Source organism: Promicromonospora panici (assembly GCF_900608595.1).
In the GTDB taxonomy this organism is placed as follows: Bacteria; Actinomycetota; Actinomycetes; order Actinomycetales; family Cellulomonadaceae; genus Promicromonospora; species Promicromonospora panici.
The window spans coordinates 16,317-30,744 of the sequence record NZ_UWYY01000036.1; the positions used below are offsets into that span (position 1 = coordinate 16,317).

14 protein-coding genes are annotated in these 14,428 nt (G+C 72.8%); 8 read left to right on the forward strand and 6 right to left on the reverse strand.

The genetic code is table 11. The features are described 5' to 3' along the window. The first annotated feature begins 24 nt into the window (after nucleotides 1-24). The 5 genes from EW117_RS27955 to aroB all read left to right on the forward strand — a co-directional run bounded on the left by EW117_RS27955 (nucleotide 25) and on the right by aroB (nucleotide 5,119). Nucleotides 25-1,095, forward strand: coding sequence for an endolytic transglycosylase MltG (locus tag EW117_RS27955; protein WP_165362901.1), 1,071 nt, complete (start codon nucleotides 25-27; stop codon nucleotides 1,093-1,095). A 16-nt stretch (nucleotides 1,096-1,111) separates the two neighbouring features. Next, a complete protein-coding gene (locus tag EW117_RS27960; protein WP_129790004.1) occupies nucleotides 1,112-2,026 on the forward strand; it encodes a shikimate dehydrogenase in 915 nt (304 codons plus the stop codon). 92 nt (nucleotides 2,027-2,118) lie between these two features. Continuing rightward, nucleotides 2,119-3,348, forward strand: coding sequence for a chorismate synthase (aroC, locus tag EW117_RS27965; protein WP_129790005.1), 1,230 nt, complete (start codon nucleotides 2,119-2,121; stop codon nucleotides 3,346-3,348). Nucleotides 3,349-3,356: 8 nt separating this feature from the next. Then, entirely contained in the window at nucleotides 3,357-3,965 is a 609-nt protein-coding gene (locus EW117_RS27970) for a shikimate kinase (RefSeq protein ID WP_129790014.1), read from the forward strand. Then, nucleotides 3,962-5,119: a 3-dehydroquinate synthase gene (gene aroB, locus EW117_RS27975; protein WP_129790006.1), complete on the forward strand. Its 1,158-nt coding sequence runs from the start codon at nucleotides 3,962-3,964 to the stop codon at nucleotides 5,117-5,119. Before EW117_RS27970 ends, aroB begins: the two co-directional genes overlap by 4 nt. Before the next feature lie 3 nt (nucleotides 5,120-5,122). On the opposite strand, the gene EW117_RS27980 is transcribed toward aroB, so the two are convergent. After that, entirely contained in the window at nucleotides 5,123-5,905 is a 783-nt protein-coding gene (locus tag EW117_RS27980) for a hypothetical protein (protein WP_129790007.1), read from the reverse strand. 182 nt (nucleotides 5,906-6,087) lie between these two features. Between EW117_RS27980 and EW117_RS29890 the strand changes: the two genes are divergently transcribed. After that, nucleotides 6,088-6,855, forward strand: a complete 768-nt coding sequence (locus EW117_RS29890; protein WP_242504617.1) for an excalibur calcium-binding domain-containing protein — start codon at nucleotides 6,088-6,090, stop codon at nucleotides 6,853-6,855. Between the two features lie 71 nt (nucleotides 6,856-6,926). Here EW117_RS29890 and EW117_RS27990 read toward each other — a convergent pair whose 3' ends face one another. The 4 genes from EW117_RS27990 to EW117_RS28000 all read right to left on the reverse strand — a co-directional run bounded on the left by EW117_RS27990 (nucleotide 6,927) and on the right by EW117_RS28000 (nucleotide 10,209). After that, nucleotides 6,927-7,700 (reverse strand): glycerophosphodiester phosphodiesterase family protein, encoded by a 774-nt coding sequence (locus tag EW117_RS27990; protein WP_129790008.1) that lies wholly within the window; start codon nucleotides 7,698-7,700, stop codon nucleotides 6,927-6,929. Nucleotides 7,701-7,795: 95 nt separating this feature from the next. After that, a complete protein-coding gene (locus EW117_RS27995; RefSeq protein WP_242504618.1) occupies nucleotides 7,796-8,869 on the reverse strand; it encodes an alpha/beta hydrolase in 1,074 nt (357 codons plus the stop codon). A 131-nt stretch (nucleotides 8,870-9,000) separates the two neighbouring features. Then, nucleotides 9,001-9,156 (reverse strand): hypothetical protein, encoded by a 156-nt coding sequence (locus EW117_RS29570; RefSeq protein WP_165362902.1) that lies wholly within the window; start codon nucleotides 9,154-9,156, stop codon nucleotides 9,001-9,003. Between the two features lie 15 nt (nucleotides 9,157-9,171). Continuing rightward, on the reverse strand, nucleotides 9,172-10,209 hold the full coding sequence (locus EW117_RS28000) for an alpha/beta fold hydrolase (RefSeq protein WP_129790009.1): 1,038 nt from the start codon (nucleotides 10,207-10,209) through the stop codon (nucleotides 9,172-9,174). A gap of 177 nt (nucleotides 10,210-10,386) precedes the next feature. Between EW117_RS28000 and EW117_RS28005 the strand changes: the two genes are divergently transcribed. Together EW117_RS28005 and EW117_RS28010 are read left to right on the forward strand one after the other, a co-directional pair. After that, nucleotides 10,387-11,715 (forward strand): alpha-hydroxy-acid oxidizing protein, encoded by a 1,329-nt coding sequence (locus tag EW117_RS28005; protein WP_129790010.1) that lies wholly within the window; start codon nucleotides 10,387-10,389, stop codon nucleotides 11,713-11,715. Between the two features lie 94 nt (nucleotides 11,716-11,809). Then, nucleotides 11,810-13,207 carry an MFS transporter gene (locus EW117_RS28010; protein ID WP_129790011.1) on the forward strand — a complete coding sequence of 466 codons (1,398 nt, stop codon included), beginning with the start codon at nucleotides 11,810-11,812 and terminating at the stop codon, nucleotides 13,205-13,207. A gap of 44 nt (nucleotides 13,208-13,251) precedes the next feature. Here the strand turns inward: EW117_RS28010 and EW117_RS28015 are convergent, their stop codons facing one another. Next, on the reverse strand, nucleotides 13,252-14,280 hold the full coding sequence (locus tag EW117_RS28015; protein ID WP_165362904.1) for a sigma-70 family RNA polymerase sigma factor: 1,029 nt from the start codon (nucleotides 14,278-14,280) through the stop codon (nucleotides 13,252-13,254). Nucleotides 14,281-14,428 lie beyond the last annotated feature (148 nt).

Here is a 14,428-nt window from a genome sequence, read left to right on the forward strand (position 1 = left end):
CGCGGGCGACGAGGGGATCGCGACGTGTACACCAGCCGGAGGGACCGCCGGACGAAGAAGTCCAGGCGCCCGCTGATCATCGCCGTGGTGGCGGTGCTCGTCGTCGTGGGCGGTCTCGGGGCCTGGACCGTGGCGAACGACGGTTACCTCTTCGGCATCCGGACGCCGCTGGCCGCCCCGGACTACGAGGGTGCCGGCGGCGAGCCGGTCACGGTCGAGGTGCCCCAGGGCAACGGATACACGATCGGCGCGGCACTCGCGGAGGAGGACGTGGTCGCGAGCGCCGAGGCGTTCGCCCAGGCGTTCAACGCCAACCCCGAGGCCGCGGCGATACAGCCCGGCACGCACGAGCTGAAGCTGCGGATGAGCGCGGCGTCGGCCGTGGCGCTGCTGGCGGAGAACAACGTGGTCCGGGGCGGGCTGACCGTCGTCGAGGGGCACACCGTGGCGCAGATCCAGGCGACGATGATCGAGGCGGGCTGGCCCGAGGAGGACGTCAAGGCGGCCATCGCGGACCCCGGGGCACTCGGGCTGCCGGCGGAGGCCGGGGGCGAGCTGGAGGGATGGCTGGCGGCCAACACGTACGAGGCCAGGCCCGACTCGACGAGCGCGGCGGACGTGCTGAAGCAGATGGTCGACCTGACGGTCGAGGAGCTCGACACGCTCGACGTGCCGGCAAATCAGCGCAACGATCTGATCATCAAGGCGTCGCTGGTCGAGCGGGAGGCGCCGGACGAGTACCGGGGCGAGGTCGCCCGGGTGATCGAGAACCGGCTCGCGGCGAACGAGCCGCTGGGGCTGGACGCCATCGACTCCTACGGCCGCAAGAAGCCGTCGCACGAGATCACGACGCAGGAGTTCCAGGACGAGTCGTTCCCGTACGCGTCGCGGGTCGTGCCCGGGCTGCCGCCGACCGCGATCGGCGCGCCGAGCAAGGCGTCGCTGGAGGCGGTCCTGAACCCGCCCGAGGGCGCGTGGCGGTGGTACGTGACGGTGAACCTGGATACGCAGGAGACGAAGTTCACCGACGACTACGACGAGTTCCTGGAGTTCAGGAACGAGTACCAGACCTGGGCAGCGGAGAACGGCTACTGACCATGAGCACCACGCCATGAGCACCACCACGACGCCCACCGCCCCGGTCGCCACGCGCCGGGCGGCCGTGCTCGGCCACCCCGTCGCACACTCCCTGTCCCCGGTGCTGCACACCGCCGCTTACCGGGCCCTCGGCCTGGCCGGGTGGGAGTACGGCGTCCACGACGTCACCCAGGACGCCCTGCCGGGCTTCCTGCGGGATGTCGACGAGAGCTGGGCGGGCCTGAGCCTGACCATGCCGCTCAAGCAGATGGTCATCGGCCTGCTGGACCACGTCGAGCCGCTCGCCGAGGCGGTGGGCGCGGTGAACACCGTCCTGTTCTCGACCGTGCGCGGCTCGGCCGGTGGCGTGGTCACCACGACCGGCACGAACACCGACGTGCACGGCATCGTCGCGGCGCTGCGCGAGCGCCTCGGCGCCCGCCGGGTGGCGGACGCCGTCGTCCTGGGCGGGGGAGCGACGGCGGCGTCGGCACTGGCGGCGGTCGCCGAGCTCGGGTGCGCCTCGCCGCGGGTGTTCGTGCGGTCCCTGGACCGCATCGGCCCGCTGCGTGAGGCGGTGGCCCGGATGGGCGTCAGCCCGTCGTTCGAGGTGTTCGACGACAAGGCGACGACGTCGGCCCTGGCGGCGGCGGACGCTGTCGTCTCCACGATGCCGAAGTACGCGGCCGACACCTGGGCGCCGTTGCTGACCGACCTGGTGGCGGACGCCGGTGACCAGCCCGGCGGCGTCCTGCTCGACGTGGTCTACGACCCGCGCCCCACCGCGCTGCAGGCGGCGTGGGCGGCGCTGGGGGCCGGAACCGTGGGCGGCGAGCGCATGCTGCTGCACCAGGCGGCCGAGCAGGTGCGGCTCATGACGGGTCGGCCGGCGCCGCTGGCGGCGATGGACGAGGCCCTCCAGGTCGCGCTGGCCGCCCCGGCGCGCTGACCGACACGCCGACCTCGGGCGGCGGGCGCGGTCGGTGTGTCGCCCACCGGACCGGTGCGCGATCCTGGTCACGCGCGTGAAACAATCCGAACATGCTGCGTTGGTTGACATCGGGTGAGTCGCACGGTCCTGCCCTCGTGGGGGTGATGGAGGGGCTGCCCGCCGGGGTGGAGCTGACCACCTCGGACATCCAGGGCGCCCTTGCGCGCCGCCGCCTCGGTTACGGCCGCGGCGCGCGGATGAAGTTCGAGCAGGACCAGGTGCGGGTGCTCGGCGGGCTGCGCCACGGGATCACGCAGGGCGGCCCGCTTGCCATCGAGATCGCCAACACCGAGTGGCCCAAGTGGACCGACGTCATGTCGGCCGACCCGGTGCCGCCCGCGGCGCTCATGGTCGACGCGGGCACCGGCGACGAGCGCGAGGTGGCCCGCAACCGGCCGCTGACGCGTCCGCGTCCCGGGCACGCCGACCTGGTGGGCATGCGCAAGTACGGCTTCGAGGACGCGCGGCCCGTGCTGGAGCGGGCCTCGGCACGTGAGACCGCTGCCCGCGTAGCGCTCGGCGTGGCCGCCGCGAAGTTCCTCGAGCAGGCCCTCGGCATCCGCCTGGTGTCCCACGTCGTCGCGATCGGCGGCGCCGCGGTGCCCGACGACTCCGCGCTGCCGACCCCCGACGACGTGGCCGCACTCGACGCCGACCCCGTGCGCTGCCTCGACGCCCCGTCCTCGAAGCTCATGATCGAGGAGATCGACCTGGCCAAGAAGGACGGCGACACCCTCGGCGGCGTCGTCGAGGTGCTCGCGTACGGCGTGCCGTCCGGCCTGGGCACCTACGTGCAGGGCGACCGCCGGCTTGACGCGCGGCTGGCCGCGGCCCTCATGGGCATCCAGGCGATCAAGGGCGTCGAGGTCGGCGACGGCTTCCGCACCGCCCGCCGACGCGGCACCGCGGCGCACGACGAGATCGTGCGCGGGACCGCTCCCGACGGACGGCCGGGCATCGCGCGCACCACGAACCGCGCCGGCGGCATCGAGGGCGGCATGTCGAACGGCGAGATCGTGCGCGTGCGCGCCGCGATGAAGCCGATCTCGACGGTGCCCCGCGCGCTGCCGACCGTCGACACCGCGACCGGCGAGCCCGTCACGGCGCACCACCAGCGGTCCGACGTGTGCGCCGTCCCGCCCGCCGCCGTCGTCGCCGAGGCGATGGTCGCGCTCACCCTGGCCGAGGCCGCGCTGGAGAAGTTCGGCGGCGACTCGGTGGCTGAGGTGCGCCGCAACATGGAGTCCTACGTCGCCGCGATCCCGGAGCTGCTGCAGTGAGGGCCTCGATGCACGGCCCGGTCGCCGTCATGATCGGGCCGCCCGGGTCGGGGAAGTCCAAGGTGGGCCGCATCCTCGCCGCCGGCCTGGGCGTCACGGTCCGGGACACGGACGCGGACATCGAGGCGGCCGCCGGCAAGCCCGTCAGCGACATCTTCGTCGACGACGGCGAACCCCGGTTCCGTGAGCTCGAGCACCAGGCGGTGCTCGCCGCTCTCGCCGAGCACGACGGCGTGCTGTCGCTCGGCGGGGGCGCCGTCATGAACCCTGCCACGCAGGAGGCGCTCGAGAAGTACGCGGCCGACGGCGGGCACGTCGTCTTCCTGGACGTGCCGCTCGCGGTCGCCGCCCAGCGGGTCGGCATGAACCAGGCCCGGCCGCTCCTGCTCGGCAACCCGCGCGCGCAGTGGCAGAAGCTGATGACGCAGCGACGCCCCACGTACGAGCGGCTGGCGACCCTGACGATCGTGTCGAGCGAGCGGCCCGGCGAGCAGGTGGCGGCTGAGATCGTCGAGGCGCTGGGCCTGGAGCTGGACGCCAAGAAGCTCGTGGACCCGAAGAACCTCGTGGACCCGAAGAACGTCGTGGACTTCAAGAACAAGGAGAGCAACGCGTGAGCACCGACAGCGCCCCCACCCGGGTCACCGTTCGGGGAGACGCGCCCTACGACGTCGTCATCGGCCGCCACCTGCTGGGCGAGCTGCCGTCCCTGGTGGGTGCGGCGCGCAAGGTCATGGTGATCCACCCGGCCGCGCTGTCGGCGACGGCGGACACGATCGCGGAGGACCTGAAGGCCGGCGGCTACGAGGCGTTCGTGGCCGAGGTGCCCGACGCCGAGTCGGCCAAGACACCGCAGGTCGCGGCGTTCCTGTGGGGCCTGCTGGGGCAGCTCGACTTCACGCGGTCGGACGCGATAGTCGGCGTCGGTGGGGGCGCCACCACGGACCTGGCGGGCTTCGTGGCCGCCACCTGGCTGCGCGGGATCCGCGTGGTGCACGTGCCGACCACGCTGCTCGCGATGGTCGACGCCGCCGTGGGCGGCAAGACGGGCATCAACACGTCCGAGGGCAAGAACCTCGTGGGGGCGTTCCACCCGCCGGCGGGCGTGCTGTGCGACCTGGCGGCGCTGGGCTCGCTCGACAAGTGGGACCTGGTGGCCGGCCTGGCCGAGGTCGTCAAGACGGGCTTCATCGCGGACCCGGTGATCCTCGACCTGGTCGAGGATCACGTCGACGAGCTGCGGAACTGGGCGGGTGCCGACGCCGCCGAGGAGACCTGGGCCGTCGTCGCCGAGCTCGTCGAGCGGTCCGTCCGGGTCAAGGCGCAGGTGGTCGGCGAGGACCTCAAGGAGGCCGGCTTGCGCGAGATCCTGAACTACGGGCACACCCTGGGTCACGCTATCGAGCTCGCGGAGCGCTACCAGTGGCGCCACGGCGCCGCCGTGAGCGTGGGCATGGTCTTCGCGGCCGAGCTCGCACGCATGGCCGGCAAGCTGCCCGACGACGTCGCCGACCGGCACCGCGACATCCTGTCCTCGCTCGGGCTCCCGGTGCACTACCGGGGCGACCGCTGGGACCAGCTCCTGGCCGCGATGCGCCGCGACAAGAAGACCCGCGGCGACCTGCTGCGGTTCGTGGTGCTGGACGACGTCGCCAAGCCCGTACGCCTGGAGGGCCCCGACCCGACCCTGCTGGCCGCCGCCTACGCCGAGGTCTCCAAGGAGCCGCCGGCGAAGGGTCCCGGGACGCCGGTCACGCTGACGCTGGGCTAGCCGTCAGCCAGTTCCGGTGATCGGCACGACCGGCCCGCTGACGTCGACGGTGATCGGCACGTCGGGCCGGCCGAGGGCGGTCGCGATGTCGTGGCCGACGTCCTGGAGGGAACGCCCGGCGGGGAGCTCCAAGATGCTCAGCTGGAGACCGGAGCCGTCGTTCCGGGGGCCGGCGACCGTGACGTCGATACCGGGCACCAGGCCGTCCCGCATCGCCTGCCGCACCAGCTCCTGGAGCTCGGCGGGACGGAACGCGGCGGGCTGGACCACGGCCCGTACCTTCGCGGGGGCCATGTCGAGCTGCTCCCGCAGCGCTGCGCTCGGCTCCCCGAACCAGGTGATCGTGACGGTGGCGTGGTCCTCGGAGATCGCGACGGAACCGAAGTCCGGGTCGTCCCGCACCGCGGTCTGGAGGCTCTCGAGCCAGTCGACCGTCGCGGAGTCGATCACGGCACGGCCGCGCTCCTCCGGGGTCAGGCCTTCGACCAGGCCCTTCTCCGGGACCACGCGCTTCTCCGCGTCCAGGTCGGCGAGGACGCGCTCGGACGGCACGGTGCCCTCCGGGAGGCGCTCCGGCTGCACCAGCGGCAGTGACGGCGTCGCCAAGGGCTGCAACGGTGGGGTCTCGCCCAGCGGCGCCCGGCCGTCCGCCGTGGCCGCGAACACGGCTCCTGCCGTGACGGCACCCGCGAGCGCGACCGCCACGGCCGTCAGCAGCACGGTGCGCAGGCCACGCCGCGACGTGCCGGGCGCCGACTCATGGGTGGTGCCGTCCTGGCTGGTCACCGGTCCATTCTCCGCAGGACGCAGCACCCGCGCAACCATCTTCGGACGCAACTGGGGCAGGGCACACCGCGGGTGATCTTGTCCCGTTTGTCTGCGCTGCGAGCGCGATGGGCCTACCGTCCTGGGCACAGGGGGAACCAGCGCGTGCGGCCCCGGCCGCGTGCTCACCGAAGGGCGCTGACATGCGTAAGGTCTACAACCTCCCTCCTGGCTGGCCTGCTCCTCCTGCGGACTGGGAGCCCGACCCCGCCTGGAAGCCGGATCCGGGCAGGATGCCGCCCGGCTGGAGGCTGTGGGTCGATGTGCCGGACACGGCGATGATCGGCAGCGACGCGGTCGCCGTTGACGTCCCGGACGAGGAAGGACGCAGGTCGGCAGCGCGTAAGCCGCTGCTGATCCTGGGCGGGGCGGTGGCGGCGCTCGTCGTCCTCCTCGTCGGGATCGGCATCGGTAGTGGCGACCAGGGCGCCGGCGAGATCGCGGCGGCGGAGGCGTCGGCGTCCGCCGCGGTGGCTGCCGCGGACAAGGACATCGCCGCGGCTGAGAGCGAGAAGGAAGCCCTGGCCAAGGCGCAGGATGCGCTCGAGGCCGGCGAGGCGAAGCTGGCAGCAGGCCAGAAGAGCCTCAGCACCAAGACCACCGACGTCACGCAGGACGCGGAGAACGTGAAGGACCGAGAGGCGGCCGTCAAGAACGCGCAGGCGGAGCTGGACGGGCGGGAGGCCGACGTCGCCGAGCGCGAGGCGGCGGTCGAGGCAGCGGAGGCCGCCGCCCTGGCGGGTTCCGGCGGCGGTGCGTCGGCGGACGAGGACCCTGCGGATACGGGCGGCACGGTCTACTACGACAACTGTGACGCCGCGCGGGCAGACGGCGCCGCACCGGTGTACGCCGGAGACCCCGGTTACGGCTCGCACCTGGACCGGGACGGCGACGGCGTCGGCTGCGAGTGACCCGCTCGTGTCAGACGCTCAAGTCACTGGGGTGATCTGAGCGTCTGACCACGCCGGTCGGTCGATGGCCGTCAGCCCCAGAGGCCTCGCTCCACCAGGACCTCCTTGAGCAGGTCGGCCCGGTCGGTGACCAGCCCGTCCACGCCCTCGTCGATGAGCCGGTTCATCTCGTCCGGGTCGTCGATGGTCCAGACGTGCAGCTTCTTGCCGAGCGCGTGCGCGGCCTCGATCGAGGCGGCGTCCACCACGGTGACTGAGCCCTCGCTCACCGGGACCTGCAGCGCGTCGACGTGGCGCAGCGCCCGGCGGGCCAGCGGCCGCACGCGGAGCCGCACCCCGGCGAGGAAGGCGGTGATCTCCCTGCGGCCGGCCGACGTCGCCACGGGGCGGGAGAGCTTGGTGAGCGTCGCGCGGCGCCGGTCGGCGTCGAACGAGGTGACGCACACGCGGTCCCACGACGCCGTCTTCTCGATGGCACGGGCGACCGGCCCGACGCCGGAGCCGTGCTTGACGTCGATGTTGACGCGCAGGCCAGGCCAGCCGCCCAGCACGTCCTCGAGCAGCGGCACGGGCTCGACGCCGCCGATGCGCGCCTCGCTGACCTCGGACCACGGCAGCTCGGCCACGAGCCCGGCGCCGTCGGTGGTGCGGTCGAGCGACTCGTCGTGCAGGGCGACCGCGACGCCGTCGGCGGTGCCGTGCGCGTCCGTCTCCACGTAGCGGTAGCCGAGGTCGACGGCGGCACCGAACGCTGCGAGCGAGTTCTCCAGGCCCTCGGTACCGGCCGAAGCATGCGCGAACCCGCGGTGGGCGAGGGCTTGGAACGGCCCCTCGAAGTAGGTCACTTGCTGTACCTCATGTCTCGTCCTACCTGATCTCTACCTGGTTTGTCATACGGCTGGTCGTACGGTTTGTCGTGCGTCGCGTCGTACGGCTCGTCCTACGTCGTGTCCCGTGCGCCGGCCCTACCGCCGACTCCGCCGCCGACCAGCGCGTCGATCCGGCTGTTCGTCCATTCCAACATGCGGTCGAGGTATGCCTCGCGTGGCCCGCGGGCCGACAGCGTGAGGTCGTGGACCCCGCCCGGGACGACGAGCTCGGTGACGTCGTGCCCGAGTCGCGGCACGAGCGCGGCCATCTGTTCGACGTCGAGCACGGTGTCCTGCGCGTCGAGCAGCGGGTTGTCGAGGTCGTCGGGGCCGGAGGAGGCGGACCGGGCCAGCAGCACCGGGCATCCGATCTCCAGCCCGGCGGCCACGCGAGCCTGCCCGCGCCGCACGGCGACGAACCAGCCGACCCGGCGCGGCAGGCCTTCGGGGCGCTTGAGCGTCGTGTCGAACGCCCAGCGCCCGCCGTTGGCGGCGAGCAGGTGCTCGGCGTACCGGGACGGGCCGTCGCTCAGGATCGCGGTCGCGGCCAGGCGCCCCACGGTGTCCAGGACCCTGGTCCCGATCGTGCGCTGCCAGTCGGGCGCCCACAGGTCGAGGAACGGTGAGTCGAGCACGAGCACGTCCGGTCCGGCGTCGGCCCCCGCGGCGTTGCGGTGGGCGTGGGCCCAGAGGGAGCCGGTCAGCCCGCCCGTGGAGTGGGCGTGCAGCACCAGGGGCAGACCGGGCTCCAGGCCGCGTACGGTGCGCGCGGCCGCCGCGATGTCGGTGGCCTGCTCGCGCAGGTCCATCACGAAGTGCGGGATCTGGTCAGGGTGCAGCGAGCGTCCGGCTGCCCGGAGGTCGACGGCGTAGAACGCGTACCCGGCCGCGGTGAAGGCGCGGGCCAGGTGCTCCTGGAAGAAGTAGTCGTTGTACCCGTGCACGTGGATGACGGCGGCCTTCGGCGGGGGAGCGCCGTCCGGGTACGGGTACCGGACCAGCGTCGCGGGCCCGAGCGCGGCCTGCTGGAACGGTTCGCCGAGCAGGGGGTCGGTACGCCACAAGAGGCTCAGCCGCGAGGACGCCTGGTCGGGAACGCCGAGCGGGTAGCCGTCACTGCCATCTCCACGGTCGCGCTCATCCACCAGGATGCCTCCACATCGGTCCCACCTCAGAACTATAGTCAGGTTCGGGTGCGTGCCGCGCCACCCGGGCCGCCTGATCGGGCGCCGTCAGCTCGTGTCGGGTCTGACCGCCGGGTTCGGCAGGTAGCCGGTCAGTCCTCGGCCCGGGCACTCAGATCGCGTGCCGCCTCCAGGTAGACGTCGGGGCGTTCGTAGTGCACCAGGTGCCCTGAGGCCACCCGGACCAGCTCGGCGTCGTCGAGCAGGCCGAGGGCGCGGTCGACGTCGTCGGAGTCCATCGCGGCCATGAGGACGTCGTCCTGCTAGGCGCCGCCTCGTTCCTGCTCGAAGTAGTTGGTGTGGACGAGCGTCGTCGTCGGGACGTCGACGGCGGCGAGGCTCGCCTCGGCGTCGAAGCCTTCGTACCAGCTGCCTTCGACCCAGGCCGCGCCGAACGCCGGGTCGTAGTTCACCAGCCCCTCGAAGTAGATGCTGACCAGCGGCGGCAGGAAGAACACGTTCAGCGGCTCGCCCGGGTGCTCGTCGATCCAGCGCAGCGAGTAGTCGACTATCGGCTGCTCCGCCGGACCGAAGAAGGCGAAGTAGTCGCTCCGCTCCACGAAGTAGCGCTGGAAGGACGTCGCCGTGTGGTCCGGGTCGGGCTCGCTCGCGAGATACTCCTGGGCGACGGTCGGCAGGCCGCCGCCAGTGGTCTCCAGCAGGCGGGGCAGCTCGGAGGAGAACAGCGGCGGGTCCTCCAGCAGGAGCCCGTCCACGAGCGCCGGACGCTCCGCCGCGATCCAGAGGGCGAGCAGCCCGCCCGACGAGTGCCCCGACACGATCGCGGGCTCACCGACGTGCTGCTCCATGAACCCCGCCAGGAGCGTCGCCACGGCGACATTGCCGTACTCCTCGGCGGGCAGCGGGTCGGAGCCGCCGTGGCCGGGCACGTCGACCGCGAACACGTGGTGCCGCTCGGCCAGGTCCGGCAGCACGAGCGCGTGGTCCTCCCACTGCGAGCCCTGCCCGTGGATCAGCACCAGCGGCGGGCCGTTGTCCGGCCCCTCCGCGTAGTTGAGCACCTGCCCGTCCACTCTGGTCTGCCACTCGGCGAACCCGGCGTCCTCGACCGCCGCCCGCTCCCGGTCGCGGGCCGTCGCGTTGTTCCAGAGGTACCCGCCGACGGCGACCGCGACCAGCAGGAGCAGCACGCCCAGCACGATCAGCACCACCCGGCGGACCCGACGCTGCCCGCGCGGGCGGCGCGGGCGGCGCGGACCGGCCGCGCGCTCAGGGCCCGGTGCGCCCGCGGCACCGGCGGGGACCGCCGTCGGCGCCTGCTGCTCCGGAAGATCGGACATCGTCGCTCCTGGGCTCACCTGGTCGAGTCGCTGTGTCGTGTGCTGTTCGGTTGATCTGCCGTGCGGCTACGGCCCATTCTGGCTGGTGAGGGACCGCGGAGCCACGCCAGCTCCGGCGCTGTGCGGCGTCGCGCGATGCCGGCCGGAGTGGCCGCAGCGCGTGACAGGATGTCCCGCATGCGCAATATCGGCCGGACCGTGCAGTCGGCGATCTACCGCGACGGCGTGTTCGGCCACCGGCCGGCGGTGCCCACCGATCCAGACGCACTCGCCGAGGCCGCCCGACGCCGGATGACCCGCACCGGCTGGTCCTACGTCGCCGGCGGGGCCGGCGCGCAACGCACCGTCGACGCCAACCGCGAGGCGTTCGGCAGGTACCGGATCATGCCGCGCCAGATGGTCGACGTCGGCGAGCGCACCCTGGCCACCACCCTGCTCGGGCGCGACCTGCCCGCACCCGTCCTGTTCGGACCCGTCGGCGCCCTCGAGCTCGCCGTGCAGCACCAGCGCACCCACGGCGGCCGGGCCGCCGCACCCCGCAACGCCGAGCCCGCGCTGGCCCGTGCCGCCCGCGACCTCGGCCTGCCCCTCGTCATCTCCTCCCAAGCCTCCACACCGATGGAGGACACCGCCGCCGTCCTCGGCGACAACCCGCGCTGGTTCCAGCTCTACTGGTCGTCCGACGACGCCGTGGTCGAGTCGTTCGTCTCGCGCGCCGAGACCAGCGGCTGCGAGGCCGTCGTCGTCACCCTCGACACCCACGTGCTCGGCTGGCGCACCCGCGACCTCGATCTCGGCTACCTGCCGTTCGCGCGCGGGGAGGGCATCGCCCAGTACCTGAGCGACCCCGAGTTCCAGAAGCTCGTCGCGGCCCGGGCGCGTACGACGAGCGCCGGTACGACGGGAGAGACCGGCTCGAACCGGCCCACGCTCGCCGCCGTCCGCTCCCTGCTGTCCATGGCACGCCACCACCCCGGATCCACGTGGCGCAACCTGCGCGAACCGTACGCACGCGCCGCCGTCGAGACCTTCCTCGACGTCTTCTCCCGCTCCACCCTGACCTGGCCCGACCTGGCCTGGCTGCGCCGCCGCACCACCCTGCCCATCCTCGTCAAGGGCATCCAGCACCCCGATGACGCCGTCGCCGCCCTCGACCACGGGGCCGACGGCATCATCGTGTCCAACCACGGCGGGCGCCAGATCGACAACGCGATCGCCTCGCTCGACGCCCTCGCCCCCGTGGTCGACGCGGTGCGCCGGCACGCGCGGCCGGTCCCCGTCCTGTTCGACTCCGGCATCCGCAACGGCGCCGACGTCTTCACCGCGCTCGCCCTCGGGGCCGACGCCGTGCTCCTGGGCCGCCCCTGGGTCTACGGCCTCGCCCTCGCCGGAGCCGACGGCGTCCGCGCCGTCACCGAGCACATCCTCGCCGAGCTCGACATCACCATGGCGCTCGCGGGTGTGTCCAGCACGGAGCAGATCGGCCGGCACAACCTGGCGCCCTGATCCGGCCGTCGGGCCAGGCGGTGCCGGGTGGGTCGGTATGAGATCGTGACCGGCCCAGCACCCACGATTTACCAGACGCGGGCAGACTGCGGCCATGACCGACGCCGCACCCCGACCAGACGTGCCCGCAGACTCGGTGGCGCCCCCGACGACGGGCCTGGAGCTGCGGGAAGGCGTGCGGATCCCGCGCCGCCAGGTGTACTCCTGGGCGCTGTGGGACTGGGGCACCCAGCCGTTCAACACCGTGATCCTCACGTTCGTGTTCACGGCGGGCTACCTGATCTCGGAGTCGTTCCTGGACCCGGCCGTCGCGGCCCTCGCCGACGACGACCCGCTGCGGGTCCGCGCTCTCGCCGAGCTGACCAGCGGCCTGGGCCTGTGGACCACGCTCGCCGGCATCCTCGTCGCCGTGCTGGCCCCCGTGCTGGGCCAGCGAGCCGACGCGTCCGGGCGGCGCAAGGCGTGGCTCGGCGGCGCCACCGGCGGCATGGTGCTGTGCATGCTCGCGCTGTGGTTCGTCGAGGCGGACCCGGTGTACTTCGTCTTCGGCGCGATAGTGATCGGCCTGGGCAGCGTGCTCAGCGAGATCGCGGGCGTGAACTACAACGCCATGATGGTGTCGGTCGCCACGCCGAGGACCGTCGGCAAGGTGTCCGGGCTCGGCTGGGGGCTGGGCTACGTCGGCGGCATCCTGATGCTCGTGCTCGTGGTGGTCGCCAACAGCGCGGGCTGGTGGGGCATGCCTACCGACAACGGCCTCGCGTACCGCGTCATCGCGGTGGCCTGCGCGTTCTGGGCCCTGGCCTTCGTGTGGCCGATCTTCGCCTTCGTGCCCGAGCTGCCGCCCACCAAGGGCCGGCCGAAGGTCGGGTTCTTCGCCAGCTACGGAGTCCTCTACCGCGACATCCTGGGGCTCTGGCGTACCGCCCGGCGTACTTTCTGGTTCCTGCTGGCCAGCGCCGTCTTCCGCGACGGGCTGAGCGGCGTCTTCGCGTTCGGCGCGATCATCGGCAGCGTGAGCTTCGGGTTCTCCTCCGACCAGGTCATCATCTTCGGCATCGCCGCCAACCTCGTCGCAGGGGTCAGTACGGTCCTCGTCGGCCGCGCCGACGACCGCTTCGGCCCTCGGCGCGTCATCCTCGCCACCCTGAGCGTCATCGTCGTCGCAGGCCTCGCCGTCGTGTTCCTGCGGGACCTGGGCCCCGTCGTGTACTGGGTCGGCGGACTGGTCCTTTCCGCGTGCGTCGGCCCGGCGCAGGCCGCTTCCCGCTCCTACCTCGCCCGCGTCACACCCGCGGGCAAGGAGTCCGAGATCTTCGGCCTCTACGCGACGACCGGCCGTGCGACGTCCTGGATGTCGCACGGCCTCTGGACGATCCTCATCACCGTGACCGGCGCGACCATCTGGGGCACGCTCGGGATCATCGCCGTGGTCCTGTTCGGCCTCGTGCTGATGTGGTTCGTGCGGGAGGCGCCCACCGCCGACGCGTGACGGCGGGCCGCTCGATGCGCGGTCGGCGGACGGCTGGTCGGCGGTCAGGTGTCCGACCGGCGCCGTCGGGTGCTGCGCAGCCATTCGTGGAGCCGGCTCAGGTCGGCCAGCCGGCCCAGGTGCCGCAGCTTCTCCGGGTTGATCACGCCCCGGATCCCCGCGAGCCGTCCGGCGGACACCTCGAACGACCACGTCCCGATCAGCCCGCCACCGACCGCGTCGTCCGCCACGATCAGCAGGCCGGGCTCGCCGCCGACCAGCGCACGCTCGAAGTGGATCGGCGCGCCGCGCCGCATGAAGCCCGCGAGCACACGCGCGACCGCCAGCTGGCCGGCGATGGGCCGGACGATGGACATACCCGGCGGCACGTTGCCGCCGCTGTCGCCCGCGAGCACGACGTCCTCGGAGAGCAGCTCGAGGAACCCGTCCACCTCACCCTCCTCGCACGCCGCCAGGAACCGGGTCACGAGCTGTTCGGCCCGCACCCTGTCATCCGCACCGCCGCTGCCGGACGCCGCCCGGTGGCCGACGTCGCCCCGCTGCCGCGCGATCCGCCGTCGGGCCCGCGAAGCCAGCTGCCGCGCGGCCACCTCGGTCGTGCCGATGATGTCGGCCGCGTCCCCGTGCGGGTACCCGAGCACGTCGTGCAGCATGAACGCCGCACGCTCGGTCGGCGTCAACGCCTCCAGCAGCACGAGGAACGCCGTCGACAGATCGTCGGCCAGCTCGGCGTGCGCCGCGGCGTCGGGTGGCGCCGCCGCCATCGCGACCGGGAGGTTCACCTGCGCCGGACCGACCAGGGGTTCAGGCAGCCATTCACCCACGTAGGACTCCCGCCGCATCCGGGCGGACCGCAGCACGTCGATGGCGATCCGCGTCGTCACCGTCGTGACGAAGGCGTCGGGGTTGCGTACGCCGTCCGCCTGCGACAGTCGCGTCAGCGCCTCCTGCACCACGTCCTCCGCCTCGGCGACGCTGCCTAGCATCCGGTAGGCGACGGAGAAGGCAAGCGGGCGCAGGCGGTCCAGTTCCGCGCCCTCGAGGCGAGTACCGGTGGCGTCGGGATCTGTCATGAGGACATGCTCTCGCGTCATACCCCGCAGACGAGATGCGGCAGCGAAACGTGACAGTGCGCCTAGGAGGACTTTCGTGGCGACCCTCCGGACCCTCTGCATAGCCTCGACGAGGGCCTGCCACCCGGGGGCCAGCAGAGGACCACCT